The sequence below is a fragment of the Streptomyces sp. NBC_01016 genome, from assembly GCF_026341035.1.
Lineage (GTDB): Bacteria > Actinomycetota > Actinomycetes > Streptomycetales > Streptomycetaceae > Streptomyces.
The window spans coordinates 1207735-1234688 of sequence record NZ_JAPEOQ010000001.1 but is presented as its reverse complement, the minus strand read 5'-3'; the positions used below and the strand labels follow the sequence as shown (position 1 = coordinate 1234688).

The following is a 26954-nucleotide window of genomic DNA, read 5'->3' as shown; positions in this document are numbered from 1 at the left end:
CCCGCCCCACTGACGCCGCCTCAAGTCCGCATTGGCCCTTTTGGGTTGGACTGAGCGACTGACCGTGATCATTTAATAGGCATCGTCGCCGCACAGGATTACGCTGCGCTCATGAGCATGCTCACTCCACCCGGCATGGGCGGCAAGTACCGCATCACAGGGGACAAGTACCCCCGCATGCGGCGCGGGCGTCCGCACAGCAGGATCGTGCTCGCGGTCGTCGCGTCCGTCGCCGCGATCGGGCTGATCGGCTGGGGATCGTTCCAGCTGGTCGACGTCTTCTCGGGCGGTGACAAGGCCAGCGCCGCGGGGGCGAAGTCCGGCGCCTGCGAGCGGAAGCCGAGCGCGTCGGCCTCCCCGGGCAAGGCGGCGGCCCAGAAGCTGCCGAAGCCCTCCCAGATCACGGTGAACGTCCTGAACGCCACGGCCCGCGGCGGCCTGGCCAAGGACACCGCGGACGAGCTGAAGAAGCGCGGCTTCAAGATCGGCGACGTGGGCAACGCCACGAAGGCGTACGACAAGAAGGTCAAGGGCCCCGGCATACTGCTCGGCGCCTCCGCGGCCACCGACGCGGCGCTCCCGGTCCTCGGTACGCAGCTGACCGGCGCCGAGCTGAAGGCGGACAAGCGCGCGAAGCCGACCGAGGTCGACCTGATCATCGGCTCCGACTTCAAGAAGCTCGCCAAGAAGCCGGCCGCGGACAAGGCGCTGACGGCGCTGAGCCACCCGAAGCCGAAGCCCTCGGCGTCCGGCGCGGGCTGCTGACGGGACCCGTACAGCGAAAAGCCGCGGACGGTTCGTCCGCGGCTTTTTCCGTTCCCGTTCTCGTACGGCGTCGGTTACTCGGCGACCCCGTACATGCGGTCCCCGGCGTCGCCGAGGCCCGGAACGATGTACCCGTGCTCGTTGAGCCGCTCGTCGACGGAGGCCGTCACGACGGTGACCGGCGTGCCGGCCAGCTCGCGCTCCATGATCTCGACGCCCTCGGGGGCGGCGAGCAGCACCACGGCCGTGACGTCGTCGGCGCCGCGCTTGATCAGTTCCTGGATCGCCGCGACGAGCGTGCCGCCCGTGGCCAGCATCGGGTCGAGGACGTACACCTGGCGCCCGGAGAGGTCGTCCGGCATCCGCGTCGCGTACGTCGCGGGCTGCAGCGTCTCCTCGTTGCGCACCATGCCGAGGAAGCCCACCTCGGCGGTCGGCAGGAGGCGCACCATGCCGTCGAGCATGCCGAGGCCCGCGCGCAGGATCGGCACCACCAGGGGGCGCGGGTACGACAGCTTGACGCCGGTCGTCCGCGAGACGGGGGTGTCGATGTCGACCTGCTCGGTGCGCACGTCCCGGGTCGCCTCATAGGCGAGCAGGGTGACCAGCTCGTCGGCCAGGCGCCGGAAGGTCGGGGAGTCGGTGCGCTGGTCGCGCAGCGTGGTGAGCTTGTGCGCCACCAAAGGGTGGTCGACGACGTGGATCCGCATGTCCTCAACAGTAACCGGGCCACAGGGCCGCGGCTCCCCCGCGCGGTGGCATCAACGGCCGGTACGGAGGGAAGGTGGAAGGGACTCGCCGACTGGCTCCGACTGGCGCCGACTGGGCGGACTGGGGTGGTGTGGCCGATGGCGGACGAGAAACGTCGGGAGCGGCCCGAGCGGGAGTCGGGCGGTGCCGGTACGGGGACCGGGGCCGGGCCCGAGCCGGACACGGAGACAGACGCCGAGCGCAGGCGCAGGCGGGCCCTGTTCCTGCGGGAACTGACCGAGGCGCGGGAGCTGCGCGCCAGGGTCCAGCCACGCCGCGCCCGGGCGGCACGGATGCGACAGCAGATGCGCATGCGCACGTTTCGCTGGTGACGGGCCCGGCCGGTCCGCCCCGGATCCCCGTCCCGCGGGACTTCGCGGAGGACGCGCCACGAACACAGCGCGCGGAAGACCTCTCTTGGAGCCGGACTTTCTGCCACGATTCCGAGTGGGCGGGGCTTGAACTGCAATCCCCGCCTCCCAGGCCCCGCCGGGGGGATTCCCGACCGGCACCCTTAAGACCAGTGGGAGAGTCACGGTGTACTTCGCCGCACTGCTCGCGCGCACCGAAGACGGGTGGGAAGCGAGCGATACAGAGCTCGACGACGTGGAGACCCTGTCGGATCTGTCCGACCTGGCCCGCGAGGCGGCGGCCGAGGCCGGCGCCGAGGACGACACGATCCTCGTCTTCATCGAACAAGAGGACGCCTGGTTCGGCGTCGTCCGCATCGACGGCGAGGAGGACCCTCGCATCTACGTCTCCGACGCGGCCGCGGCTGCCCGCAGCAGCTACGGCGAGATCCTGCTCACCGACGAACTGCTCGGCAAGGCTCCGGACGGTTCGGACGTCGTCGACGATCTGGACGCCCTGGACCTGGACGGTACGGAGGACGGCGAGCCGGACGGCGAGAGCGCGTCCGACGACGACGAGGACGCCGGAGCCGAGGTGGTGCCGCCGGGCCCGCTCGGCGACAGCGGGGTCCTGGCCGACCTGGGCGTCGCCGAGAAGGATCTGCTCACTCTCGACGGGACGGACGCGCTGGGCGAGATCGCCGACGCCCTGGGCGCATCGGAGGTCCTCGAGACGGTGCGCTGACCGCGGCGGGGATAGATTCCTCGCCGTGACACCCTCCGACACCGTTTCCGACCCCGATCCCGTACGAGACCCCTGGAAGCCGCCGATGCGGCAGGCCCTGGCCGAGGCCGGGCTCGCCGCGGCGGGCGGTGACGTTCCCGTCGGCGCCGTCGTGCTGGCGCCGGACGGGACCACCGTGCTCGCGCGGGCGCACAACGAGCGTGAGCTGACCGGGGACCCGACCGCGCACGCCGAGGTGCTGGCGCTGCGCAGGGCGGCGCAAGAAGTAGGAGAGTGGCGGCTCACGGGGTGCACGCTCGTCGTCACCCTGGAGCCGTGCACCATGTGCGCGGGCGCGCTCGTGCAGTCCCGCGTCGACCGGGTCGTCTACGGGGCCCGCGACGAAAAGGCGGGGGCGGCCGGTTCGCTGTGGGACGTGATCCGCGACCGGCGGCTCAACCACAGGCCCGAAGTGATCTCCGGCGTACTCGCCGAGGAGTGTGCGACACAGCTCACCCGTTTCTTCAGAGAAACGGATTTCGGACCACGGCCCACCATGGGCTAGAGTTCCTCTCGGTAGCGTGTCCGAGCGGCCGAAGGAGCTCGCCTCGAAAGCGAGTGAGGGGAAACTCTCCGAGGGTTCAAATCCCTCCGCTACCGCCGGCCGAAGGGGCGGATCCGACAAGGATCCGCCCCTTCGCTTTTGCCCGGCCGCGCTCGGCGCACCGCCCGCGAGCACGTACACGAAAAGCCCCGGCGCCTGTCCAGATGCGCCGGGGCTCTTGCGTCCCGTTCGGGTCGGGGGGAGTGGTATCGGGGGGACAAACCACTCCCCCCGATGAGGACGGACTCCCGTAGTCCGCGCCGCTTCGGGGGGAAGTGCGGCGCGGACCCCGCAGTCGGGGTCACGTCCCTGCCCATCGGATTCCTGCCAGACCCTCCGGGCTCATCACCAATACTGCCCCTTTGTGGCGATGCGGGAGGTCGGCAAAGGACCCATAACCGGAGGCCGTTGGTCCTTAAAGGTCGCGTCGGTGATCGTCCGCGTTAGACTCGCCGCCGTTCGACAGGGGTCGGACGGGGCCAGGACACGGGTACGGGGAGGCAACGTGGTGCAGTCGAAGAAAGTCGCGCTCTTCGTCGGGGTGGTCTTCGTGCTCTACGTGATCATCACCGACCCCTCCAAGGCCGCCGATTACGTCCAGATAGGGTTCGAAGGCGTATCGTCCGCCGCCCAGTCCATAGGCGACTTCATGACGTGGGTCGTCAACGGCGGGAAGTAGCGGCAAGCCGGCCGTCAGCACCGCAGGGAGCACCCCGTGATCCGCCATCTGGTCCTTTTCAAGCTCAACGACGGCGTGAGCCGTGACGAACCGCGCGTGGCCGAGGGCGTCGAGGCCTTCCGCGCGCTGGGCGCGAAGATTCCCGAGCTGACGTTCTGGGAGTGCGACTGGAACATCACCGACCGGCCGATCGCCTACGACTTCGCGATCAACTCGGCCGTCGAGGACACCGACGCCCTGAAGCGGTACATCGAGCACCCCGCGCACCAGGAGGGCGTCGCGATGTGGCGCGAGTTCGCCACGTGGGTGATCGCGGACTACGAGTTCTGAGCGCACTCGCCGGACCGTCACACGTTCGAGAAGCCCCTCACCTGAACGGTGAGGGGCTTTCGCGTGTCCTGAACCCCTCACCGTGCCCCAACTCGGGCTTCAACACGGAGTTATGCGGTGCTTGCACACAGTGCACATGTCTTGTGATGCTATGACCGCTTTTGACCGATGAGTTGACGGAAACAGAGGTGGAGTTGACCGTGCCGGCCAGTACTGCGCCTCAAGAAGCACCGCCCGAGGTACCGCCCGAGGCGCCGCCCGCGCCCGCGAAGAGCCGCGGCGCCGACGCCCGCGCGCTGACCCAGGTCCTCTTCGCGCAGATCAAGGAGCTCCCGCCGGGCAGCCCCGAGCACTCCCGGGTGCGCGGCGCCCTGATCGAGGCGAACCTGCCGCTCGTGCGCTACGCCGCGGCCCGCTTCCGCAGCCGCAACGAGCCGATGGAGGACGTCGTCCAGGTCGGCACCATCGGCCTGATCAACGCCATCGACCGCTTCGACCCGGACCGCGGCGTCCAGTTCCCGACCTTCGCGATGCCCACGGTCGTCGGCGAGATCAAGCGGTACTTCCGGGACAACGTCCGCACCGTGCACGTGCCGCGCCGCCTCCACGAGCTGTGGGTGCAGGTCAACGGCGCCACCGAAGACCTGACGACCGCCTTCGGGCGCTCCCCGACCACCTCCGAGATCGCCGAGCGGCTGCGGATCGGCGAGGACGAGGTGCTCGCCTGCATCGAGGCGGGCCGCTCGTACCACGCGACCTCCCTGGAGGCGGCGCAGGAGGGCGACGGGATGCCGGGCCTGCTCGACCGGCTCGGCTACGAGGACCCGGAGCTGGACGGCGTCGAGCACCGCGATCTCGTACGGCACCTCCTCGTACAGCTGCCCGAGCGGGAGCAACGAATCCTTTTGCTCCGCTACTACAGCAATCTGACGCAATCTCAGATCAGCGCGGAACTGGGTGTCTCACAGATGCACGTGTCAAGACTCCTCGCCCGCAGCTTCGCTCGACTTCGGTCCGCAAACAGGATCGACGCCTAGCTCGAACGGGTAGACAAGGCGCGCGGCGCTTTTCCCGCCGGAATCCGCGCCAACTCCCGTCACACCCCTTGCTTCCTGCACCGTTCCATCCCATACATGTCGACATGTCACTACAGCGTGTTGCCGACATGTGACATTCTGCTGGAACGGCGTTTGGCGCAGTCCCTCGTCCGGTATTCAGGTGGAGGCTGCGCTCTTACCTGACGGGAGCGTCCGCCGCGACCGTCCGCGACCTCAAGGGGGTGGCATGTCCGCAGACCAGGGCAGCTCGAAGGTGCTCACGCTCACGCCCGGCGCGCCCGCCGCGACCGATGACATGAGCGAGCAGACGCCTGCCGCGCTGATCGACGCTCCTGTTCCCGCTTCGGTTCCGGCCCAGGCCGCCGAGAGCCCCGAGGTGTCCGTGACACCTCCGCCGAGCGGGGCCATCGACACCCGCACTCTGTCCCGTTCCCTGTTCCTGCGTCTTGCCACGCTCGACGAGCACAGCCCGGAGCGGCCGTACGTCCGCGACACCCTGATCGAGCTGAACCTGCCGCTGGTGCGCTACGCGGCCGCCCGGTTCCGCAGTCGCAACGAGCCGATGGAGGACATCGTCCAAGTCGGAACGATCGGTCTGATCAAGGCGATCGACCGTTTCGACTGCGAACGCGGCGTGGAATTCCCGACGTTCGCGATGCCCACGGTCGTCGGTGAGATCAAGCGCTTCTTCCGCGACACCTCGTGGTCGGTGCGCGTGCCGCGCCGCCTCCAGGAGCTGCGGCTCGCGCTGACCAAGGCCAGCGACGAGCTCGCGCAGAAGCTGGACCGCTCGCCGACCGTCCCGGAGCTCGCCGTGGTGCTCGGCGTCTCCGAGGAGGATGTGGTCGACGGGCTGGCTGTGGGCAACGCGTACACCGCGTCCTCCCTCGACTCGCCCGCGCCCGAGGACGACGGTGGCGAGGGCTCCCTCGCGGACCGCCTCGGCTACGAGGACACGGCCCTGGAGGGCGTCGAGTACCGCGAGTCGCTCAAGCCCCTGCTCGCCAAGCTGCCGCCGCGGGAGCGCCAGATCATCATGCTCCGGTTCTTCGCGAACATGACGCAGTCGCAGATCGGCGAGGAGGTCGGCATCTCGCAGATGCACGTGTCCCGGCTGCTCACGCGGACGCTGTCGCAGCTGCGCGAGGGCCTCATCGCCGACTGATCCGGTCGCCGTTCGACCGGGAGTGAAGTGCCCCCTGTTCCCAAAGAGCCAGGGGGGCTTCCGAATTGACGGAGCGTCAGACACACTGGCGCGATGCTGCGGACTTGGTTGCTCGGTCACAGGAAGGCCGCCGTGGGGGCCGCTTCGGTCGCCGTGGTGTGCGTGAGCGCGGGCGCCGTCGTCGCACTCGACGGTGGCGACGGGCGCGATGGATACGTGGCCGTGGGTGCGGCAGGAGCGGCGCCCACGAGCCCGGGCGACCGGGTCGCCCCCACCGGCAAGGTGGAGCTCGTACCGCTGGACTCACCGGCGGCAAAGACCCCTGGCGCCCCGGCCCCGTCGGAGAAGGGCGCGGCGGGCAGAGCCGGTGGAGCCGGCGCCGGTGAAGACAGCGCCGGCGGAGACAAGACCGGCGGGCAGGAACCCGGGGCGGACGTCCCCGACGCGGGCGGCGCCCCACCGGCCGGCGAGACCCCCGGCGGGAGCGGCACTCCGTCCGCCGCCGACAAGCCCTCCGGGAACACCGCCCCCGACAGCGACGCGGCCCCCTCCTCTTCGGCCCCATCGGGCCCCGCCGAGCTCAAGGTCGCAGGCGACCCGGAGCTCAAGAAGGCGGACAAGCGGTGGTGTCAGGACGTGACGCTGACGCTGCGCAACTCCGGTGGCAGCGCGGTGCGTTCGGGCACCGCGACCTTCGAGACGCATGTCATCGGCGCGCTCGGCATCGACTGGGCGACCGTCGACGTCAAGAAGAAGCTCCCCGTGCCCATCGGGGCCGGGGAGAAGAAGCGGAAGACGTGGACCGTGTGCGTCGACGAATGGCGCGTCCCACTCGGGATGCGCCTGGAGACGAAGGACGTCGACGTCGACTGGAAGTGAGCTCCGCGGATACGGACCTGGCCGGCGGATGCAGCCTTTACGGATGCGGCCTTAGCTGAGCGCCAGCCAGGCCACGCCCGCCACCACGACGATCGCCAGCACGATGCCGATGATCAGACCGGCACTCGGGCCGGACTTCGCGGCGGCCACCTGCTGACGCGCGGGAGGCTGCTCGTCGACGAAGGCGCGGAACATCTGGGTGTTGCCCGCGGGGTCGGGATTGCCCTGGGGGCCGGGGCCTTGGGGGTTGTTAGCCATGGAGCAGGACCCTAGCGAATTGCCGCGAAGGGCGCCACAGTCCGAGCACGCACCATCTGATCTGCGACTTTACTGATTTGCACTTGATCTTTGCCGCGATTTTATCCGCGAGCCCCCACTTTCGTTTGCCTGTGGCAACCAACTGCTTCTATGGTTGCCCTAAGCAACAAATAAAGATCTTTTGGTCAGGAGGTGCCGTGGCCGCACAACGTCACTACGACGAGCTGGCGCGACAGATGAGCGCCTTCGGAGCCGTCAAGAGGGACATGGCGCGGATCCTTCCGCACGACTGCCCGACCGGTTCGGCCGCGGTTCTCACGCTGCTCAAGCGCTACGGCGACATGCGGATGAGCCGCATGGCCGAGCTGCTCGCCGTGGACGTGTCCGTGGCCAGCCGGCACGTGGCACACGTCGCGGACCGCGGTTGGATCGAGCGCCATCCCGACCCCGCTGACAAACGCTCGCGCATCCTCAGCCTCACGGAAAAAGGCTCGAAGCAGATGGACGTGCTCAATGAACGGAGCACCCAACTGCTCGCCGACCGGCTGAGCGACTGGTCCGACGACGAGGTCGATCAGTTGATCGCCCTCATGACGCGACTGCGCGAGAGCTTCGGCGACTGCCGAACCACGGGGTCCCGCGCGACGGTTCCGCAGGCCGCCACTGAGCCGACCGCTCAGACCATCACCCGTACACCCGCGTAACACGTAAGAAGAGGATTCCCATGGCAACAACCACACCGCCCGGTGTGCGGGGCAGCCATCCCAAGCATTCAGGGGCCGCCCCCGAAGCGGGTGCCCCCATGTCGCACCGGCAGGTCATGGAGGCGCTGTCCGGTCTGCTGCTCGGCATGTTCGCCGCCATCATCTCGTCGACGATCGTCTCCAACGCCCTGCCGAAGATCATCGGCGACCTGGGCGGCGGTCAGTCGGCGTACACCTGGGTGGTCACGGCAGCCCTGCTCGCCATGACGGCCACCACGCCCCTGTGGGGCAAGATGGCGGACCTGTTCAGCAAGAAGGCCCTGGTCCAGATAGCCCTGGTCGTCTACATAATCGGCTCGGCGCTGGCCGGCTTCTCGCAGAACCCCGGGATGCTGATCACCGCCCGTGCCGTCCAGGGCATCGGTGCCGGTGGTCTCTCCGCCCTGGCGCAGATCATCATGGCCGCGATGATCGCCCCGCGTGAGCGGGGCCGTTACTCCGGCTACCTGGGCGCGACGTTCGCCGTCGCGACCGTCGGCGGCCCGCTGGTCGGCGGTGTCATCACCGACACCGACTGGCTCGGCTGGCGCTACTGCCTGTTCGTCGGTGTGCCCTTCGCGCTCATCGCGCTCGTCGTCCTGCAGAAGACCCTGCACCTGCCCGTGGTCAAGCGGAAGGCGAAGGTCGACTGGGCCGGCGCCTTCTTCATCACCGCCGCGGTCTGCCTGCTGCTCCTGTGGGTCACCTTCGCCGACGACAAGTACGAGTGGATGTCGTGGCAGACGTACACGATGGTCGGCGGCGCGATCGTGCTTGCGCTGATCTTCGTGCTCGTCGAGTCCAAGGCGAGCGAGCCGATCATCCCGCTGCGCCTCTTCAAGAACCGCACCATCACGCTGGCCTCGCTCGCCTCGCTGTTCGTCGGTGTCGCGATGTTCGCGGGCACCGTGTACTTCTCGCAGTACTTCCAGCTGGCGCGCGGCAAGACGCCCACGATGTCGGGTGTCATGACGATCCCGATGATCGGTGGTCTGTTCGTCTCCTCCACCGTCTCCGGCCAGGTCATCACCCGGACCGGCAAGTGGAAGGCCTGGCTGGTCGCCGGCGGCGTGTTCCTGACCGCCGGTCTGGGTCTGCTCGGCACGATGCGCTACGACACCCCGTACTGGCGCCTGGCGATCTTCATGGCGCTGATGGGCCTCGGCATCGGCATGATGATGCAGAACCTGGTGCTCAGCACGCAGAACCAGGTCGCCCCCTCGGACCTCGGCTCCGCCTCCTCGATGGTGACCTTCTTCCGGTCCCTCGGCGGCGCGGTCGGTGTCTCGGCGCTCGGCTCCGTGATGACCACCCGTATCAGCCACTACGCCAAGGACACGATCGGTAACCTCGATCCGCAGTCGCAGGCCGCGGCCGCGAAGTCGATGGGCGGCAGCAACCTGCCGGTCATGAGCGCGCTGCCCGCCCCGGTCCGCAACTGGCTGGAGAGCGCGTACGGGCACGGCATCGCCGACATCTTCCTGTACGTCGCCCCGATCGCCTTCCTGGCGTTCCTCGTCACCATCTTCATCAAGGAGGTTCCCCTGCGTACGTCCGGTGCCAACGAGCAGGCCGCTCAGAGCGCGGCGCCCACGAACCAGACCCCGGCTGCCGCTGCCGCTCCCGCCCCGGCGCAGGAGCGGGTGCCGAGCCTGGTCGGCGCGGGTCAGCCCGCCGCCGACACCCAGACCCAGCGCCTCGCGGCCGTCGCATCCGCCTCCAACGGTTCCGCTCCGGCGCAGACCGTCGGCGGCACCCCGGTCCGCGGCTTCGTCCGCGGCGCCGAGTCCGCCCCGGTGCCCCGCGCCGCGGTCACCCTGATCTCCCTCGGCGGCCGCCAGCTCGGCCGCGCCGTGGCCCAGGGCGACGGCTCGTACAGCGTCGACGCCCCCGGCGCCGGCAGTTACGTCCTGATCGCCTCGGCCGATGGCTACCAGCCGCAGGCCTCCACCGTGCTGGTGGGCGAGGAGTCGGTCACGTACGACATCCTGCTCAGCGGCACCAGCGGCCTCACCGGTGTGGTGCGGGCCAGCGAGACCAAGGCGCCGGTCGCCGGGGCGATGGTCATCGTCACCGACGTCCGCGGCGATGTGCTCGCCACCGGTCAGTCCGGCCCGGCCGGCGAGTTCACCTTCGCCGAGCTGATCCCGGGCCCGGTCACCGTGGCCGTGAACGCACCGGGCCACCGGCCCACCGCGCTCCCGGTCGAGGTCACCGGCTCCGGTGTCACCCGCATCGAGATCGACCTGCACTCCGGCTCCCAGGTCCAGGGCACCGTCCGGGCCGCGGGCCGCGCGCTGAACGACGCGCGGGTCACGCTGGTGGACGCCGCGGGCAACGTGGTCGCCACCGCCACCACCGGTGAGGACGGCGCGTACGCCTTCACCGACCTGGACGGCGGCGAGTACACCGTGATCGCGACCGGCTACCCGCCGGTGGCCACGGGCCTCAGCGTGAACGGCAGCGGCATCGACGGCCACGACATCGAGCTCGCCCACCCCGGCGAGTGATCGAACCCGCCGATACCGGCGAGTGATCGAACTCGCCCATACCGGCGGGTATGTGACCCCGGGCCACCTGAATGTGTGGTTCGCGCTTTGAGCGGACGCGGACCACACAGGCCCGGTTGTGAGAATGGGCCCCGGACCCGGTGGCGTCGCCAACGGCAGGGGACGGCCGTGACGCACGCCGACCGGGGCCCGTCCACGCAGGGGGAGCACGACCAACCCCCTGCGTACGTAAGAACTTGAGCTAGGAGAGCAAAAGCATGGGACTGAGCGCGCGGATCCGCACGCGGGACGGGTGGGCCCTGCCGCACGCCGTCGTCACGGTGACCGACATGACGGGATCGCAGGTGCTGCGGGCCGAGGCCGATGACGAGGGCGGCGTGCACGACCCGGCCGCGCTCGCGCCCGGTCCCTACACGGTGATCGTGACCGCCGTCGGCTACGCCCCCGCCGCCTCCACCGCGATGGTGACGGCGAGCGGTCGGGCCGACGTGGGCAGCATCGTGCTGCACCGGCAGGGCGGGGCCGAGCTGCCGCCGCCCGGGCCGTGGATGGTCGACCCGGCGCACTCCTCGGTCGCCGCGACGGCGCAGCACCTCGGGATCACGTCCGTGCACGGGCGGTTCACCGACTTCACGGCGCGCATCGACATAGCGCAGGACGTCGAGAAGTCGCGGGTCGAGGCCGTCATCAGGTCGGCGTCCATCGACACCGGCAACGGCATGCGCGACGGCCACCTGAAGTCCCCGGACTTCCTGGACGTCGAGACGTACCCGGAGATCACCTACCAGTCGACCGGCATCGAGCCCGCGGGCACCGACCGCTGGACCGTGCACGGCCAGCTGAGCCTGCACGGCGTGGCACGCGAGGTCGACCTCGACCTCAGCTACCTCGGCACCGGCGCCGACCCGTGGGGCGGCACCCGTGCCGCGTTCAAGGCGACGGCCGAACTGAAGCGCGAGGACTTCGCGATGAACTACAACCAGGTCGTGCAGGCCGGCATCGCCGCGATCGGCGCGACGCTGAAGGTCGAGCTCGACATCCAGGCCGTACAGGGCGACGCGCTGCCGCAGATGTGACACCGCGAGGTGTCGGGGGCCGGGGTTAGGGTGCGGGGCATGGCTCCGAACATCGCGACCAACACCCGTGTCTCACTAGACGAGTTGCTCGACTTCGTACGACCCCGGCACCGCGCCCTCCTCATCACCGCCCGCGCCGACGGCACCCCGCAGGCCTCACCTCTGACCTGCGGGGTCGACGGCGACGGGCGGATTGTTGTTTCCACGTACCCGGAGCGGGCCAAGACGCGGAACGCGAAGCGGGATCCGCGGGTCAGCCTCGTCGTGCTCAGCGACGAGTGGAACGGGCCGTGGGTGCAGGTCGACGGGTCGGCGGAGGTCATCGACTCGCCCGACTCCGTCGAGGCGCTCGTCGAGTACTTCCGGTGCATTTCGGGTGAGCACCCGGACTGGGACGAGTATCGCGAGGCGATGGTCAAGCAGGGCAAGTCGATCATCCGCGTCACACCGGAAAAGTGGGGTCCCGTGGCCACGGGTGGGTTCCCGGCGCGTTTGGCGTGAACCCGTAACGGCGTTGCGGCCGCGGGGCTCTGCCCCGGACCCCGCGCCTCAATCGCCGGCGGGGCTTGATTGGGCCACCAAGGATTCGATGCCCGCGATCTGGAGATCCAGCGCCACCTGGAAGTCCATGTCGCGCATCGCATCCACCGTGCCGCCCTCCTCCACCGCCTCCACCATCCGCTCGGCGTGCGAGAAGTCCTCCGCCATCTCCTCCGGGACGGAGAACGCCGCCATCGCCTTGTGGAAGTACTCGTCCTGGGTGAGGCCCACCTCGGCGCAGCGCTGCCGGAAGTGGCCCTCGACGGTGCCGTATCCGTACACGAACTGGAAGACGGACTGGACGGCGCCGCGCTGGCGGGGCAGCGAGAGGCCGGTGCGGGCGATGACCTGCTGCACCGCGCGCGAGAACAGCAGCGAGTTCGGGCCGACGTTGAGGTAGTTGCCGACCAGCGGCGAGATCCACGGGTGACGTACGAGCAACTCCCGGTACATGGCTGCCAGTTCACGCAACTGCGTCTGCCAGTCCGTACCTTCCGTGGCCTCCGTGTCCGGGATCTCCAGCGCCCCGTAGACCTGGTCCAGGGCGAGTTCGAGGAGGTCGTCCTTGGTGTCGACGTACCAGTAGACGGACATCGCGGTGACCCCGAGCTCACCCGCGAGGCGCCGCATGGAGAACTTCGCCAGGCCCTCCGCGTCCAGCAGCCGCACCGTCGCCTCGGTGATCCGCTCCCGGTCGAGTCCGCTGGGCTGCTCGGCCCGCCGGCCGCGCGACGCTCTGACCTTGGGCTCCGCGGCGCCATCCGTGTCGTCGAGCCAGACGCTCATCCGCGCTGCCTTCGCCATGGCGTTCCTTCCCAGGGGTTCCTCGTACGCGGGCGGGTCGGGCCTGCGCACAGGACCGCTCCCCGCCCGCTCCGATGCTAAGCGGAAGTCACCGCTGCGGATTCTGTCCGTTCGGCCCTGCGCAGCAACACCGCCGCGAGCAGGCCGCCCGCCAGCACGGCGACCGCGCCGACCAGTTGACTGGTCTCGAGACCGGAGGAGAAGGCTTCGCTGATACGGGCCTTCTCCCCGGCCGAGTCCGCCGCCGCGAGCGCCGCCGGGAACGAGGTCGCGGAGACCGTTACGAGGGCGGCGAACCGGGCGTTCAGGACCGCGCCGAGGACGGCGACGCCCAGACCGTTGCCGAACTCCGCGAGGGTGCCGTTGACCCCGGCACCCACGCCCGCCTTCTCCCGCGGGATGGCGCTCATGATGGCGTTGGCCATGGCCGGCATGGCGAGGGCGATGCCCGCGCCCATGACGATCAGGCCGAGCAGCATGCCCCCGTACCCGTCCCCGCCGAGCAGCGCGATCGCGGCGAGCCCCGCCGCCATGCACGTCATGCCGGACGCGATGGTCAGCGGCGTGCCCATCTTGGGCAGCAGCCGGGCGCCGACGCCGGTGAGGTTGAGCGCGACGACGGTGAGGGCCATCGGCGCGGTGCGCAGGCCCGCCTCCAACGGACCGTATCCGAGCAGGAATTGGAGGTGCTGGGTGAGCAGGAACAGCGAGCCGCCCATGCCGAAGGCGACGAGGATCGCTCCCGCCACCGCACCCGTGAACTTCTGGTTGCGGAAGAAGTGCATGTCGAGCATCGGGTACGGGATCCGCAGCTCCCACGTCACGAAGGCGGCCAGGACGAGGACGCCGATCGTGGCCGAGGTGAGCGTGGTCGTGGACGTCCAGCCGTCGTCGGGGCCGGAGATGATCGCGTAGACGATGCCGGTCATGCCGATCGTGGAGAGCAGCGCGCCGAGCAGGTCGGGGCGGTCGCCCTGCGGGTTCTTCGACTCGGGGACCAGGACGATCACGGCGACAAGGCCGATGAGCGCGACGGGGATGTTGATGAGGAAGATCGAGCCCCACCAGAAGTGGTCGAGCAGCACGCCGCCGACCAGCGGGCCGACGGCGAAGCCGAGCGTGCTGACGGTGGACCACAGGGCGATCGCCTTGACGCGCTCGGTCTCGCTGAAGATCTGCACGACCACCGCGAGCGTCGAGGTCATCATGAGCGCGCCGCCGACGCCCATGCCGGCGCGGGCGGCGATCAACTGCCCGGTGGAGCCCGCGAACGCGGCGGTCAGCGAGCCGACGCCGAAGATCGCGAGACCCGAAGCGAGCATCTTCTTGCGGCCGTAGCGGTCGGATGCGCTGCCCGCGGTGAGCAGCAGGCCGGACTGGACGAGCGAGTAGGCGCTGATCATCCACTGGATGTCGGACGTCGAGGCGTCCAGCTCGCGGGTGAGGGAGGGGATCGCGACGTTCAGGACGGTGTTGTCGAGCAGCACGGTCAGCTGGGCGAGGCAGATGACGCCGAGGATCAGCCAGCGCTGGGGGTGACCTGCGGTGACCGGGGGTGCCTGGGTGGCCGGGTCGGCCGTGGGGGCCATGGACACTCCTCTACGGTGTACGGGACTGATGCTTCCCGTACACCGTAGAGGGTGCGTTGTACGCCGTACAAGTGGTTTGTTCACTCGGGGGTGGGTCGGCCGGGTCGGACCTACTTGGACTGCGTCAGGTCGTAGAACGTGCTGCTGCCGACCGTCACCTTCTTGAAGTTGGCCTCCACCCACTTCGTGATCTTCGACGCCGAGCCGGAGCTGGTGCTGCCCATGCCGCCGGTCGAACCGCTGCCGATGAAGTAGTGGATCTTGCCGTCCTCGACGTACTGCTTGAACTGGGCGAGTGTCGGGGACGGGTCGGTGCCGTTGAAGCCGCCGATCGCCATCACCGGGTCGCCGGTGGCCAACTGGTAGCTCGACTGGTTCTGCGAGCCGATCGTGGCCGCGGCCCAGGTGTAGTCGTCGGCGTTCTTCTGGAGCAGCTTCTTGGCCTTGGTGCTGACCTGGGCGCCGTTGAGGAGGCCGCCCATGCCGCCGCCTCCGCCGCCGGCCTTGCCACCGCGCGTGCCGCCGCCGGGCATGCCGCCCTGCTTGCTGTTCTTGCCGGTGCCCTGGTTGCCGGTGCCCTGCGTGCTCTTGCCGGTGCCCTGGTTCTGGCCGGGCATGCCGCCGCCGGTCGGGGGCTGGCCCATCCGGCCGTTCTGTCCGCCGGTCTTGCCGTTCTGGCCGGGCATGCCGCCGCCCGGGAAGCCGCCCTTGCCACCGCCGGGACCTCCGCCCTTGCCGCCGCCCATCATGCTGGCCCCGGAGGGACCCGCCGTCACGATCGATCCGGTGTGCCCGGTGTTCAGCGTCGAGATGGTGTACGCGGTCGGCGCCGCGAGGGAGGCCACGAGGCCCAACCCGGCCGCACCGAGCGCCAGTCGACGGTTGATCCGGCCGGCGAACGCGAGGCCGAGGCCCGCCACGAGTCCGCCGATGAGCACGGCCCACCGCAGCCACGGCAGGTAGTCCGAGGTCCGGCCGAGCAGCACGTACCCCCACACCGCCGTCGCGGCGACGGACACACCCAGCGTCGCCGACGCCGTGATCCGGGACCGCTCCTCCCACAGCACGGTGGCGCCCATGCCGATGACGGCCGCGATGTACGGGGCCAGGGCCACCGTGTAGTACTGGTGGAAGATGCCCGCCATGAAGCTGAAGACCAGGCCGGTCATCAGCAGGGAGCCGCCCCACGCGAGGAACGCGGCGCGCGCCGTGTCGGTGCGCTTGGCCTTCCAGGTCAGGACGACGCCCGCGATGAAGAGGATCAGCGCCGCCGGGATCAGCCAGGAGATCTGGCTGCCGATCTCGGAGTTGAACATCCGGGTGAGGCCGGTCTCGCCCCACTGCCCGGTGCCGCCGGCTCCCCCGCCGCCGCCGACCGAGCCGGCCTCCTCGCCGTTGATGCGGCCGAGTCCGTTGTAGCCGAAGGTCAGTTCAAGGAACGAGTTGTTCTGGGAGCCGCCGATGTACGGGCGCGAGGACGCGGGCCACAGTTCGACGACGGCCACCCACCAGCCGCCCGCGACGATCATCGCGACGGCGGACAGGGCCAGTTGACCGAACCGCTTGCGCACCCGCACCGGCGCGAACACCGCGTAGAGGATCGCGAGCGGCGGCAGGATCAGGAAGGCCTGCAGCGTCTTGGTGAGGAAGGCGAGGCCGACGGCGACGCCCGCCCAGATCAGCCACTTGGTCCGGCCGTGCTCCATGGCGCGCACGACGCAGTAGACCGTGACGGTCATCAGGAGCGCGAGCAGCGCGTCCGGGTTGTTGAAGCGGAACATCAGCGCGGCGACCGGGGTCGTCGCGAGGACCACCATGGCGATCAGGCCCGCGGCGGCGCTGAACCGGCGGCGTACCGCCCCGTACAGCACGCCCGCCGTGGCCAGGGCCATCAGGACCTGCGGGGCGAGGATCGCCCACGAGTTGAGGCCGAAGAGCCGCACCGACAGGCCCATCGGCCACAGCGCGGCCGGCGGCTTGTCGACGGTGATGGCGTTCGCCGCGTCGGACGAGCCGAAGAAGAACGCCTTCCAGCTCTCGCTGCCCGCCTGGGCGGCCGCCGAGTAGAAGGAGTTGGCGTAGCCGGACGCGGACAGGTTCCAGAAGTAGGCGGCCGCGATCACGAGCAGCATGCCGAGGAAGGCCGGGCGGGCCCAGCGCGGGTCCTCGGGCCTGCCGCGCCACACGCGGGTGAGGAACGAGGCCTTGGGTCGACCGTGTCCCGCGGTACTGGGAGGTGACTCGTCGGGCGCCGCCGAGGCGGCGTCGTACGGTCGGATGTCTGTGGTCATCGCTGGATCCTGGGGTCGGTGTCGTCGTGGTGGTGCGCGCCGACGGCGTGCATCCGCACGGTCGCGTCGCCCCAGGCCTGCGGAACCTGAGGATTCGTTACGGGGGTCGGGATGGAGTCCGGGCCAGGGGTACCCCGGTCGCTTCGGTCGCTTCGGTCGCTTCGGTCGCTTCGGTCGTTGAAGACCCACGCCCTGAAGAGCAGGAAGCGCAGGATCGTCGCCGCGAGGTTGGCCGCGATCAGGACGATCAGCTCGGTGGAGTGCGCCGGGTTGCCGGAGGCCGTGTTGAGGGCGGCGAGCGAGCCACTGGTCAGGGCCCACCCGATGCCGAAGACGACGATGCCCTGGGCCTGGTGGCGCACGGCGTTGTCCCGGCCGCGCACCCCGAAGGTGAGGCGCCGGTTGACGGCCGTGTTGACGAGCGCCGAGAGGAACAGGGCGGCCGCGTTGGCGATCTGCGCCCCCGAGAACGTACGGAACCCGGAGTACAGCAGGAGATACAGCAGCGTCGACATGGCGCCGACGACGCAGAAGCCGAGCAGCTGGCGGGCCAGGCCCTTGGGTACGTCGGTGAGTTGACGGTCGCGCGGGTCGTCGCCGAAGGGGCGCGCGAGCCGGTCGAGGGAGAGCGAGCCGGTCGCGAGCGCCTTGCCCACGCGCCAGACGCCCTTGAGGTCCTCGGTCGCCGTCTTGACGATGTGGACGGTCGAGTTCGGGTCGTCGACCCAGTCGACGGGCACCTCGTGGATCCGGAGCCCGGCCCGCTCAGCGAGCACCAGCATCTCCGTGTCGAAGAACCAGCCGGTGTCCTCGACCAGCGGGAGCAGCACCTGCGCGACATCGCGCCGGATCGCCTTGAACCCGCACTGGGCGTCGGAGAAGCGGGCCTGGAGGGAGCCGCGCAGGATCAGGTTGTAGGTACGCGAGATGAACTCGCGCTTCGAGCCGCGCACCACCCGCGAGCTGCGGGCGAGCCGCGAGCCGATCGCGAGGTCGGAGTGCCCGGAGATCAGGGGCGCCACCAGCGGAAGAAGCGCGTTCAGGTCGGTGGACAGGTCCACGTCCATGTACGCGAGGACCGGTGCGTCGGATGCCGACCACACGGCGTTCAGGGCGCGTCCGCGCCCCTTCTGCTCGAGCCGGAAGTGCTCGACCTCGCGGAACTCGTTCGTCAGGTCGTACGCCACCTGGGGCGTGCTGTCGGTTGAGGCGTTGTCCGCAACGGTGATGCGGAAGCGGTAGGGGAAGGTGCGGACCAGGTGGGCGTGCAGGTTGCGCACGCACTCACCGAGGTCCTTCTCCTCGTTGTAGACGGGGATGACAACGTCCAGGACCGGCACATCGCCGCTGCCGACCGGGAGGTGCTCCCGCGCCGGCAGCGCCCCGAACCTCGCGGAGACAGAGGTGGGGTCGATGCCCGGAGAAGAGTCGGTTCGCATGACACCGACATTCGCCAACTGCCCTGTTAGGGCTGTGTGGTGAAGCTTTGCCCTACCTGTGAGTGCGGGGCGGCCGCATCAAGCCCCGCCGGCGATTGAGGCGCGGGGGCCGGGGCAGAGCCCCGCGACGTCGGCACGGGTGGCGCCACGGCCGCGTAGGCCGGCAGATGCACGGTAAAAACGGTGCGGCCGGCCACGCTCTCGACCGTCACAGACCCACCGTGCGCGGCCGCGACGGCCTGCACGATGGCGAGCCCGAGGCCGGTCGAGCCCGCCTTCCTGGACCGCGAGGAGTCGCCGCGCGCGAACCGTTCGAAGACGTGCGGAAGCAGCTCGGGCGGGATGCCGGGGCCGTCGTCCTGGACGTCGAGGCAGACCCAGTGGCCGTACCGGTGCACGCGGGCCGTGACGGTGGTGCCGGGCGGTGTGTGCGTACGCGCGTTGGCGAGCAGGTTGACGAGAACCTGGTGCAGGCGCGGGGAGTCGGCGAGCACGGTGGCCGGTTCGTCGGGGAGCTCCAGGCGCCACGCGTGGTCCTGGTCGGCGGCGCGGGCATCGCTGAGCGCGTCGACGACCAGGGGGGACAGGTCGGTCGGCTCGTACGAGAGCGGGCGGCCCGCGTCGAGCCGGGCGAGCAGCAGCAGGTCCTCGACGAGCCCGGTCATCCGGTCCGCCTCGGACTCGATGCGGCCGAGCGCGTGCCGGGTGTCGGGGCCTGTCTCCTCGCGGCCGCGCCTGGTCAGCTCGGCGTAGCCGCGGATGGAGGCCAGCGGCGTACGCAGCTCATGGCTGGCGTCCGCGACGAACTGGCGCACCCGCATCTCGCTCTGCTGCCGCGATTCGAGAGCGCCGTGCACATGGTCGAGCATGCGGTTGAGCGCGGCGCCGACCTGCCCGACCTCGGTTCTGGGGTCGGCCTCGGACTCGGGGACGCGCTCGTGGAGCATCACCTCGCCGCTGTGCAGCGGGAGTTCGGAGACACGGGACGCGGTCGCGGCGACGCGGCGCAGCGGCCGCAGATTCACGCCGACCATGATCGCTCCGGCCGCGCCCGCCGCGACGAGGGCCGCGGCGGCGACGAGCAGCTCGGTGACGATGAGCTTGTTGACGGTGGAGTCGACCTCGGCGGTGGGGCGGCCCACGTAGAAGTCGCCCTTGGCGCCGGTGACGTACTCGACCCGGTAGGAACCGTAGCCGGGCAGGTCGACCGTGTACGCGTCGATGTCCTTGTCGTCGCCGCCGGCCGTGGTGTCGCCGTCCTTCGAGACGGAGTTCAGGACCTCGAGGGCCTCGGCGGACAGGGTCTTGGCCCGGGTCTGCGTGCGGCCGTCGGTGGTCTGCTCGTCGACGCTGATCTTGCCCGACGTGATCCGGCCGTCCGCCGAGACCTCCGCGCCGATGGTGCCGGCGGGGGAGCCCAGGGTGACGAAGGCCAGGTCGCCCACCGCTGCGGCGGGGCCGCTGCCACCGGGATGCGGCTGGTCACCCGGCCCGCCGGACGCCCGCATCGCTATGCCGGTCACCTGCTCGTCGAGCTGGCTGTACAGGTACGAGTGCAGCGAGACGGTCGACACGACACCGATCACGGACGCCACCACGGCCATCAGCGCGACGGCCGTGACGACGAGCCGGGTACGTAGCTTCTGGGGCCGCGGGGCGCGTGGGGCGGCCCGTCCCCTGCGCTTCACGACGAGGTGGAGGCGGCCATGGCCGGCTTGATCAGGTAGCCGGCGCCGCGCCGGGTGTGGATCATCGGCTCACGCCCGGCGTCGATCTTCCGCCGCAGGTACGAGATGTAGAGCTCGACGACGTTGGCCTGCCCACCGAAGTCGTACGACCACACGCGGTCGAGGATCTGCGCCTTGCTGAGCACGCGGCGCGGATTGCGCATGAGGAAGCGGAGCAGCTCGAACTCGGTGGCGGTGAGGTGGATGTTGTCCCCACCCCGCGACACCTCGTGGCTGTCCTCGTCGAGCATCAGGTCGCCGACGACGAGCACGGACTCGCTGCGCCGGTCGGCGGCGCCGGTCCGCCGGATCAGCCCACGCAGCCGCGCGACGACCTCTTCGAGACTGAACGGCTTGGTCACATAGTCGTCGCCGCCCGCCGTCAGGCCGGCGATCCGGTCCTCGACGGCGTCCTTGGCGGTCAGGAAGAGCACGGGCACTTCCGGCAGCTCGCGGCGCATCCGCCCGAGCACGCTGAGCCCGTCCATGTCCGGCAGCATCATGTCGAGCACGACGGCGTCGGGCCGGAACTCACGCGCGGTCTGCACGGCTCCTGCGCCGTCGCTCGCGGTGCGGATCTGCCAGCCCTCGTAGCGCAGGGCCATGGACAACAGCTCGGTGATGGACTGCTCGTCGTCCACGACAAGAACCCGGACGGGACTCCCGTCCGGCCTCAGCAGTTCGGTACGCCCCTGGGGCGAGGTCGCGGTCATGGTGCAACCATGCGACGCGCCTCTGAGAGCTCCCTTTCCCGAACCTGTGAAAACCCTGAGAAAGCCACAGGCGGCACTCAGGAAACACGCCTCCGCGTGGGCGGGGGTCACGCGCGTGCGGGGGTCAGCCGAGTCCGAACGGCTGCTCAGCCGAGCCCGAACGGTGGCTCAGCCGAGCCCGAACGGTGGCTCAGCCGAGCCCGAACAGCGCGACCGCGTTCTCCCGGCAGACGGCCCGCACCCAGTCGTCCCCGAGACCGAGCCGCTCGATGGCCTCCAGCTGGTGCATGTACGGATACGGGATGTTCGGAAAGTCGCTGCCGAGCAGCACCCGGTCCCCGAGATCGGCGAGCCGCCCCAGCTCGTCCCTGGGGAACGGTGTGTGCCGCTCGACGAAGTCGGTGAACGCCATGGTCGTATCGAGCCGCACCTGCGCATACCGCTCGGCGAGCGCGAGAAAGTCGGTGTACTCGGGCATCCCCATGTGCGCGACCACCAGCGGCAGCCGCGGATGCCGGGCGAGCAGCCGCGCGATCGGCTCGGGCCCGGTGTGCTTGCCGGGCGCGGGCCCGGACCCGCAGTGCGTCACGATCGGCACCCCGGCCTCGGCGAGCAACCCCCACACGGGGTCGAGCAGCGGATCGTTCGGCTCGTAGGCCCCCACCTGCACATGCGCCTTGAACACCCGCGCCCCCGCCTCCAGTGCCTGGCGCACATACGCCTCGACGCCCGGCTCGGGGAAGAAGGTGGCGGTGTGCAGACAGTCGGGCGTACGGGCGGCGAAGTCGGCGGCCCACTCGTTCAGCCACGGCGCCATCCCCGCCTTGTGCGGATACAGCATCGAGGTGAAGGCCTCGACCTTGAACTCCCTTAGCCTGGCGAGTCGTTGCCCCTCTTCCTCGCGGTACGTGATCGGCCACTCGGTCCCGACGAGCGGCCCTGCGGAGTCGAAGTACGCCCACACCTTGCGCAGCACACGCTCGGGCATGAAGTGGGTGTGCACGTCGACGAGGCCGGGCAGCCGGTACCGGTCGAGGAACGCGGCGACCTGCTGGGCCTCGGGCACGGTGTCGGGCTCAGTCACGCTGGAACTCCTGACTGCGCTCGACCTTGGCGACGTGCACGGTGTACCGCTCGTACCACTCGGCGCGGCCCTGCTTCTGTACGGCGCGGTGCTCGCCGGCGGACCGCCACTGCTCGATGGCGTCGGAGTCGCGGAAGTACGAGACGGTGATCCCGAGCCCACCGGGATTGCGCGCGGACTCGTGCCCCAGGTACCCCGGTATCTCCTTGACCAGCTCGTCCATCCGGTCCGATGCCTCTCCGTAGCCACGGTCTCCCGGGGTCCGCACGGAGCTGAACACCACGACGTAATAGGGCGGTTCGAAGGCGGGCACCGGCCGGACCGCCGGCCCGTCAGCCGCATCGACGTGATCACTCATGTCCATACGATCCCCCGTTCCCGGGCGCGGGGAAAGGGAATTGGCCGATCGGCCGGTACTCGACCGGAGTCCGCTAGAAGAGCCCACCCTGCACCCCCGGCACCTCGCGCACCGCGAGCCTCGCCCCACTCGCCCCCTCCGGCACCCTCTCCAACGGCCACCCGGCAAGCACCCTCACATCAACAACAAGCCGCCGCTCACCGCCAGCCTCCACGAGATGCAGATCAGGCCCAGCAGCAGCCACCACCCGCCCCGCGACGACATCCCCCACACCGAGCCCACTCACAACACCATCAACCCGGTCGATCCCCGCCAGCCCAAAAGCCTCCCCGTGATCCACCACCTGGCACGGCAGCCGCTCCAGCGACTCGGGCCACCCGTCGAGCCCCGCCGCGACGCCATGCGCCCGCACCAGCTCGGCGCCCCGCTCACCGACCCCCGGCAGCCCGCCCCGCACGGCCCGCTTCCTCTCGTACGGAATCCGATCCGGCACCCCGAGCGCCACCCGCAGCAGCTCCTCGGCCCGCCGCGCCGCCATCAAGGGCCCCTGCCCCAGCCACGTAAAGGCGACGGCCCCCTGCTCCAACAGCCGCGCGCCGCCCCTCGCCACACCCGTGATCCCCACCTTCACGAGTCCGTCCCCGAACCACGCCAAATACACGTGGTACGGCCGCGGGTCATCGGCGATGGTGTCCGCGGCCACGGACCGCGCCCGGTCGATCGCGGCACACTCCGCGCACTGCGCCCGCGTCCCCCGCACCGGCACGGCATCCCGCCCCGAACAGACGGTCCACCGTCCTCCCCGCCACACCCCGAGACACCGCCGCTCCCCACCGACCCGGAACGCAACGCCCTCCCCGAACCGCACCCCACTCTCACGCTCGCCCCCGCCGTCCCCCACCCACCCGAAGACCGGCCCGCCCCCACGCCACCGCATCCCGGTGCACCACCACGTCATACGAGCCAGGATGACGCACGGCACTGACAACACCCGCAAAACGCAAGAGGCCCCGGATTACTCCGGGGCCTCTTGTCTGTGTGCACTCGGCAGGATTCGAACCTGCAACCTTCTGATCCGTAGTCAGATGCTCTATCCGTTAAGCTACGAGTGCTTGTTTTTTCTTTTTTTGTTGTCTCCGTTCCCGGCCTTTCGGCCCGTCCCGGCGACAAGAAGAACATTACATGACTGCCGCCGCCATGTGAAATCCGATTGCCCCACCCCGCCTGACCTGCGAAAACACCCTGCGGGGCAGTCGCCGGCCACACCCGGGAAGCACCGAAGCCCGGCCCTGATGGACCGGGGCTTCGGACCTTGCTGCGGAGGCGGAGGGATCAAGCCCCTCGACGGCTCGCGGCCAAGGGCGGCTGTGCCAGTTGGCACCATCTCCGCACCATCACGAGGCACGTCGACCCGGTGCGTGTGAGCCCCGCAACGAACCCCCGTGATCAATTTCCGTCGCCTCCACGCCGCCGCCTAACGTCCCCCGGACCACACACGCCGGGGGGCGAATCGAGCGGAGCACGACAGTGGCCCACCTGGCACACGGCACATACGCCCTGAGAGGCGTATACGGAGGCGATCCGGTCCTCCCGGACTGGGTGGCGATCCCCTTCTTCGCCCTGCTGATCGGCTACTGCGCATGGCGCTACTGGAGGAGGCGCAAGTGACCTCCCTGGCATACGGGCGCGGGACCGGGAGACTCCTCGGTGCGCTGATCCCTGACTGGCTGGAAATGCCGCTCTTGATCGTGTTCCTCGTCGCGATAGCCGTGGGGTGGGTCGGCATCATCCGCGCCCTCAGCAAGGTGCGCCGCGCGAGGGGCGTGGGGTGGGTCGAGATGGTCCGCACCCTCGTCGAGATGAGCCGTAGCAGGAGATGGCGATGAGGAAGCGTCTCAAGAAGATCGGCGCGGCGCCTGGTGGTGCTGCTATCGGATTCGGCGGGGGCGGTGGGAGTCTCCTCGGCGAGACCGGCGGCACTCCCATGGCGTGGTGGCTGTGCGCCGTCGTGGGCGTCGCCCTCGCCCTGATGATCGTGTACATCATCAAGGGCATCCGTGACGTGGACCGCATGTCGGATCTGAACCGATGAAGCCGACCGTTCTGACCTACTCGGTGATCGCCATCGCGGCCGTCGTCGTCTTCGGCGCCGAGGGCCTCATCACCGGTCACTGGGGTGGCGCGATCGGCGGTGCGGTGGGTGCTGGCATTGTCAGCCCCTGGCTCAAGCGGCGCCGTCACCGCCGCGACCTGGCTCGCCACGCAGAGCGTGTTCGGATCCAACGAGAGGCACAGCTGCGACCGATGCGGCCCCGCACCGACCAGCCGGAGACCGGCAGTGGACAAGGCGGGCGACGGTGATCATTAACATCCTGGTCCGGATCATGTACGCGCTGATCTTCGGCGGCATGGTCGCCTACGTCGCCCAGGGCCTGTTCCACGACGGCTGGGTGTCGGCGGCCTTCGGTGCCGTCACCGTCGCCGTCTTCGGGGCCTGGAACCTGCGCCGGGCCACGGTGCCCCGCGACAAGCAGCTCGGCAGCTCCGGCACCCGTCTCAGCCGGTTCCTTCCCACCCGTACCGGTCTCGTGGTCATGCTCGTCGCGCTCGTGCTGGCCGCGGGGCTCGCCTGGGTCGGCGCGGGCGACTGCCCCACGACAGATGCCGCCGGGCAGTGCGGCATGCCCAGCCACATGAACTGGTAGCCGACGGGCCGTGAACGTTGCGACCGTACGGGTGCCGCAGAGCAGTGACGAAGTAGGTCGGCGTCGCTGTCCGACCGACCCGGCGTTCTCTCCTGAGGAGCACTACGCGTTCGCTCGGCGGAGACGCTCGGCCGCCTGTGCGCGGACGGCGTCACCGGACTTCGGGGAGTCGCCGTGCAGTGCCTCCCAGCGGGCATTGTGCGCCGCCGGCCACAGACTGGCGGCCCACGCGATCTCCTGCTCCTCCACTGTGAAGCGGCGGCCCCGGGCTTCCTGATAAGCGGCCAGGAACGCGGAAGAACTCTCGACCGGAGCCAAGGTCGGCGGCGAGACGCTGGCGAACGCCCCGCACGCCGCACCCACCAGTGCCGCCTCCGGCTGCCACGCCAGGCTGTCCCAGTCGTGCACGGCCCACACCTCACCGTCTTGCCAGCGGAGATTCTGCGCTTCGAAGTCGGCGTGGCCCAGCACGCACGGCAGGTCGGTGGCCAGCATCCGCGTCCGGGCCCGCTCGGCCGTTTCGACGACGTACTCAGGCACAGCGCTCTGGTCCCCCTCATCGAGGAAGTCGATGGCCGGCCACGTCCCTGAGTCCGTATGGTCCCAACGCACCCAGCGCGGATTCGGCAGCGGCGGCGCCACGGTCACCTCGGCAAGTTCGGCCATCAGCCGGGCGAACACCGCCGCGTAGCGCACAGCGATGTCCGGCGAGTTGCCGCCCAGCAGTTCACCGCCCGACCTGGACTCTTCGGCGTGCACAGCCAGCGCACCGACGCCGACCACGGGTGTGAGCGGCCGGGCGCACGGAAACCCCCGCTCCGCCAACCGGGACTGTGCGGCGAGACACGAAGCGGCCCGGCCGTCGTCCTCCCGCGCCTTCACCACGACGTCTCGCCCACCGACCAGCCAACCCGGCAGGTCATCCAACGTCATGGCGACGACTGTGCCAGCTCCGTGCCGTCCGGACTCTGAATTCGCTTCGGAAACGACTCAGGGAGCCCGCGTCATCAGACACGAGCTCCCTGGCCATGAGTGCGGAGGCGGAGGGATTTGAACCCTCGATGGGGGGTAAACCCCAAACCGCATTAGCAGTGCGGCGCCATAGACCGGACTAGGCGACGCCTCCAGCGCAGCTCCCTCTCGCGGATGCGCGAGTGGGTGCGTGCAGATGATGACACAGCTGAACGCCGCCTCACCAATCGCCCCCCACGGTACTAGGAGGGCAGGCCACAGGGCAAAGCCTGGGGTGTCGGGCCGCAACGTCGGGGTGGGTACGGGCGTTGAACACGGCATGTTCATGCGCGTTTCTCATCGGCTCATCGGCTCCGTCGCGACCGTCGTCGGTCCGCTCGCCCTCCTCGCCGCCACCCCCGTCGCCGCGCACGCGGGCGCCGGGCCCGGGCTCGACCACCTGACCATCACCGTCGCCGACTCGGACAACGGCAGCGACGGGACGTACGAGCTGGAGTGTTCGCCCGCGGGCGGGACGCACTCGGATCCCGGCGCGGCCTGCGGGCGGCTCGACGAGCTGGAGGCGCAGGGCGTGGACCCGTTCGCTCCCGTCGCAGACGACGCGCGCTGCACCATGCAGTACGGGGGCCCGGCCACCGCCCGCGTCACGGGGACCTGGCACGGCCGCGTCGTCGACTCCTCCTACGCGTTGAGCAACGGGTGCGAGATCGGGCGGTGGCAGCAGATGGAGCCCGTGCTGCCTGCGACCGGGCCGTGACCCTCGGTCCAATGGTCACAGGGTCGTGACTCTGCCCGCTCGGGATCCCCACATCCTCTACGTGGGCTCCGTCGCATCCGGCGC

The 26954-nt window shown here is 69.9% G+C and carries 31 protein-coding genes and 3 tRNA genes; 20 read left to right on the top strand and 14 right to left on the bottom strand.

All coding sequences use genetic code 11. The features are described from left to right. The first annotated feature begins 111 nt into the window (after positions 1–111). A complete protein-coding gene (locus OG746_RS05785) occupies positions 112–765 on the top strand; it encodes a LytR C-terminal domain-containing protein (RefSeq protein ID WP_266712221.1) in 654 nt (217 codons plus the stop codon). A gap of 74 nt (positions 766–839) precedes the next feature. Here OG746_RS05785 and upp read toward each other — a convergent pair whose 3' ends face one another. Continuing rightward, positions 840–1475 carry a uracil phosphoribosyltransferase gene (gene upp, locus OG746_RS05780; protein ID WP_266712219.1) on the bottom strand — a complete coding sequence of 212 codons (636 nt, stop codon included), beginning with the start codon at positions 1473–1475 and terminating at the stop codon, positions 840–842. A 138-nt stretch (positions 1476–1613) separates the two neighbouring features. Here upp and OG746_RS05775 point away from each other — a divergent pair, with 138 nt between their 5' ends. The 9 genes from OG746_RS05775 (at position 1614) to OG746_RS05735 (ending at position 7304) form a co-directional block, all read left to right on the top strand. Beyond that, positions 1614–1847 (top strand): hypothetical protein, encoded by a 234-nt coding sequence (locus OG746_RS05775; protein ID WP_266712217.1) that lies wholly within the window; start codon positions 1614–1616, stop codon positions 1845–1847. A 205-nt stretch (positions 1848–2052) separates the two neighbouring features. Further along, the gene (locus tag OG746_RS05770) at positions 2053–2610 is read left to right on the top strand and encodes a tRNA adenosine deaminase-associated protein (RefSeq protein ID WP_266712215.1); all 558 of its coding nucleotides are present in this window, start codon (positions 2053–2055) and stop codon (positions 2608–2610) included. 85 nt (positions 2611–2695) lie between these two features. Further along, on the top strand, positions 2696–3154 hold the full coding sequence (gene tadA, locus OG746_RS05765) for a tRNA adenosine(34) deaminase TadA (protein WP_266718738.1): 459 nt from the start codon (positions 2696–2698) through the stop codon (positions 3152–3154). A 10-nt stretch (positions 3155–3164) separates the two neighbouring features. Next, positions 3165–3249: transfer RNA gene (locus OG746_RS05760), tRNA-Ser, on the top strand. Positions 3250–3701: 452 nt separating this feature from the next. Further along, the gene (locus OG746_RS05755) at positions 3702–3872 is read left to right on the top strand and encodes a hypothetical protein (RefSeq protein WP_266719216.1); all 171 of its coding nucleotides are present in this window, start codon (positions 3702–3704) and stop codon (positions 3870–3872) included. A gap of 36 nt (positions 3873–3908) precedes the next feature. After that, positions 3909–4202 carry a Dabb family protein gene (locus OG746_RS05750; protein WP_266712213.1) on the top strand — a complete coding sequence of 98 codons (294 nt, stop codon included), beginning with the start codon at positions 3909–3911 and terminating at the stop codon, positions 4200–4202. Between the two features lie 188 nt (positions 4203–4390). Continuing rightward, positions 4391–5239, top strand: a complete 849-nt coding sequence (locus OG746_RS05745; protein WP_266712211.1) for an RNA polymerase sigma factor SigF — start codon at positions 4391–4393, stop codon at positions 5237–5239. Between the two features lie 247 nt (positions 5240–5486). After that, complete coding sequence (locus OG746_RS05740; protein WP_266712209.1) at positions 5487–6425, top strand: RNA polymerase sigma factor SigF; 939 nt, start codon at positions 5487–5489, stop codon at positions 6423–6425. Between the two features lie 132 nt (positions 6426–6557). Then, complete coding sequence (locus tag OG746_RS05735) at positions 6558–7304, top strand: hypothetical protein (RefSeq protein ID WP_266712207.1); 747 nt, start codon at positions 6558–6560, stop codon at positions 7302–7304. 51 nt (positions 7305–7355) lie between these two features. Here OG746_RS05735 and OG746_RS05730 read toward each other — a convergent pair whose 3' ends face one another. Further along, positions 7356–7562 (bottom strand): hypothetical protein, encoded by a 207-nt coding sequence (locus tag OG746_RS05730; RefSeq protein ID WP_266712205.1) that lies wholly within the window; start codon positions 7560–7562, stop codon positions 7356–7358. A 197-nt stretch (positions 7563–7759) separates the two neighbouring features. Between OG746_RS05730 and OG746_RS05725 the strand changes: the two genes are divergently transcribed. From OG746_RS05725 to OG746_RS05710, 4 genes are all read left to right on the top strand, one after another. Then, positions 7760–8266 (top strand): MarR family winged helix-turn-helix transcriptional regulator, encoded by a 507-nt coding sequence (locus OG746_RS05725; RefSeq protein WP_266712203.1) that lies wholly within the window; start codon positions 7760–7762, stop codon positions 8264–8266. A gap of 98 nt (positions 8267–8364) precedes the next feature. Next, positions 8365–10815: an MFS transporter gene (locus tag OG746_RS05720; RefSeq protein WP_524540377.1), complete on the top strand. Its 2451-nt coding sequence runs from the start codon at positions 8365–8367 to the stop codon at positions 10813–10815. A gap of 257 nt (positions 10816–11072) precedes the next feature. Continuing rightward, positions 11073–11891, top strand: a complete 819-nt coding sequence (locus tag OG746_RS05715) for a YceI family protein (RefSeq protein WP_266712199.1) — start codon at positions 11073–11075, stop codon at positions 11889–11891. 39 nt (positions 11892–11930) lie between these two features. Continuing rightward, positions 11931–12392, top strand: coding sequence for a PPOX class F420-dependent oxidoreductase (locus OG746_RS05710; RefSeq protein WP_266712197.1), 462 nt, complete (start codon positions 11931–11933; stop codon positions 12390–12392). Positions 12393–12440: 48 nt separating this feature from the next. On the opposite strand, the gene OG746_RS05705 is transcribed toward OG746_RS05710, so the two are convergent. From OG746_RS05705 to OG746_RS05660, 10 genes are all read right to left on the bottom strand, one after another. Continuing rightward, a complete protein-coding gene (locus tag OG746_RS05705; protein ID WP_266712195.1) occupies positions 12441–13235 on the bottom strand; it encodes a TetR/AcrR family transcriptional regulator in 795 nt (264 codons plus the stop codon). Positions 13236–13312: 77 nt separating this feature from the next. Continuing rightward, complete coding sequence (locus OG746_RS05700; protein ID WP_266712193.1) at positions 13313–14824, bottom strand: MFS transporter; 1512 nt, start codon at positions 14822–14824, stop codon at positions 13313–13315. A 110-nt stretch (positions 14825–14934) separates the two neighbouring features. Beyond that, complete coding sequence (locus OG746_RS05695) at positions 14935–17115, bottom strand: mannosyltransferase YkcB-related protein (RefSeq protein WP_266712191.1); 2181 nt, start codon at positions 17113–17115, stop codon at positions 14935–14937. After that, positions 17112–18554, bottom strand: a complete 1443-nt coding sequence (locus OG746_RS05690) for a bifunctional glycosyltransferase family 2/GtrA family protein (RefSeq protein ID WP_266712189.1) — start codon at positions 18552–18554, stop codon at positions 17112–17114. The genes OG746_RS05695 and OG746_RS05690 overlap by 4 nt, the downstream gene beginning before the upstream one ends. 26 nt (positions 18555–18580) lie before the next feature. Then, positions 18581–20158 (bottom strand): HAMP domain-containing sensor histidine kinase, encoded by a 1578-nt coding sequence (locus OG746_RS05685; RefSeq protein WP_266718737.1) that lies wholly within the window; start codon positions 20156–20158, stop codon positions 18581–18583. Positions 20159–20238: 80 nt separating this feature from the next. Beyond that, the gene (locus tag OG746_RS05680; protein WP_323179550.1) at positions 20239–20994 is read right to left on the bottom strand and encodes a response regulator transcription factor; all 756 of its coding nucleotides are present in this window, start codon (positions 20992–20994) and stop codon (positions 20239–20241) included. A gap of 190 nt (positions 20995–21184) precedes the next feature. Then, positions 21185–22078: an amidohydrolase family protein gene (locus OG746_RS05675; protein ID WP_524540376.1), complete on the bottom strand. Its 894-nt coding sequence runs from the start codon at positions 22076–22078 to the stop codon at positions 21185–21187. Then, complete coding sequence (locus OG746_RS05670) at positions 22071–22436, bottom strand: antibiotic biosynthesis monooxygenase family protein (RefSeq protein ID WP_266712187.1); 366 nt, start codon at positions 22434–22436, stop codon at positions 22071–22073. The genes OG746_RS05675 and OG746_RS05670 overlap by 8 nt, the downstream gene beginning before the upstream one ends. A 73-nt stretch (positions 22437–22509) precedes the next feature. After that, positions 22510–23394 (bottom strand): DUF2797 domain-containing protein, encoded by an 885-nt coding sequence (locus OG746_RS05665; RefSeq protein WP_266712185.1) that lies wholly within the window; start codon positions 23392–23394, stop codon positions 22510–22512. A gap of 81 nt (positions 23395–23475) precedes the next feature. Further along, positions 23476–23548 (bottom strand) — tRNA-Arg (locus OG746_RS05660). Positions 23549–23963: 415 nt separating this feature from the next. Between OG746_RS05660 and OG746_RS05655 the strand changes: the two genes are divergently transcribed. Genes OG746_RS05655 through OG746_RS05635 form a run of 5 tightly spaced genes read left to right on the top strand, consistent with a single transcriptional unit; the run spans position 23964 to position 25141 of the window. Beyond that, positions 23964–24104 (top strand): hypothetical protein, encoded by a 141-nt coding sequence (locus tag OG746_RS05655; protein WP_266712183.1) that lies wholly within the window; start codon positions 23964–23966, stop codon positions 24102–24104. After that, positions 24101–24322, top strand: a complete 222-nt coding sequence (locus tag OG746_RS05650) for a hypothetical protein (RefSeq protein ID WP_266712181.1) — start codon at positions 24101–24103, stop codon at positions 24320–24322. The genes OG746_RS05655 and OG746_RS05650 overlap by 4 nt, the downstream gene beginning before the upstream one ends. Next, positions 24319–24528, top strand: a complete 210-nt coding sequence (locus OG746_RS05645; protein ID WP_266712179.1) for a hypothetical protein — start codon at positions 24319–24321, stop codon at positions 24526–24528. The genes OG746_RS05650 and OG746_RS05645 overlap by 4 nt, the downstream gene beginning before the upstream one ends. After that, entirely contained in the window at positions 24525–24797 is a 273-nt protein-coding gene (locus tag OG746_RS05640) for a hypothetical protein (protein WP_266712177.1), read from the top strand. Before OG746_RS05645 ends, OG746_RS05640 begins: the two co-directional genes overlap by 4 nt. Beyond that, positions 24794–25141 carry a hypothetical protein gene (locus OG746_RS05635; protein ID WP_266712175.1) on the top strand — a complete coding sequence of 116 codons (348 nt, stop codon included), beginning with the start codon at positions 24794–24796 and terminating at the stop codon, positions 25139–25141. Before OG746_RS05640 ends, OG746_RS05635 begins: the two co-directional genes overlap by 4 nt. A 102-nt stretch (positions 25142–25243) precedes the next feature. Here the strand turns inward: OG746_RS05635 and OG746_RS05630 are convergent, their stop codons facing one another. Both OG746_RS05630 and OG746_RS05625 read right to left on the bottom strand, forming a co-directional pair. Then, positions 25244–26074: a phosphotransferase gene (locus OG746_RS05630; protein WP_266712173.1), complete on the bottom strand. Its 831-nt coding sequence runs from the start codon at positions 26072–26074 to the stop codon at positions 25244–25246. Between the two features lie 102 nt (positions 26075–26176). Then, positions 26177–26267: transfer RNA gene (locus OG746_RS05625), tRNA-Ser, on the bottom strand. Between the two features lie 171 nt (positions 26268–26438). Between OG746_RS05625 and OG746_RS05620 the strand changes: the two genes are divergently transcribed. Next, positions 26439–26870, top strand: a complete 432-nt coding sequence (locus tag OG746_RS05620; RefSeq protein WP_266712171.1) for an SSI family serine proteinase inhibitor — start codon at positions 26439–26441, stop codon at positions 26868–26870. Positions 26871–26954 lie beyond the last annotated feature (84 nt).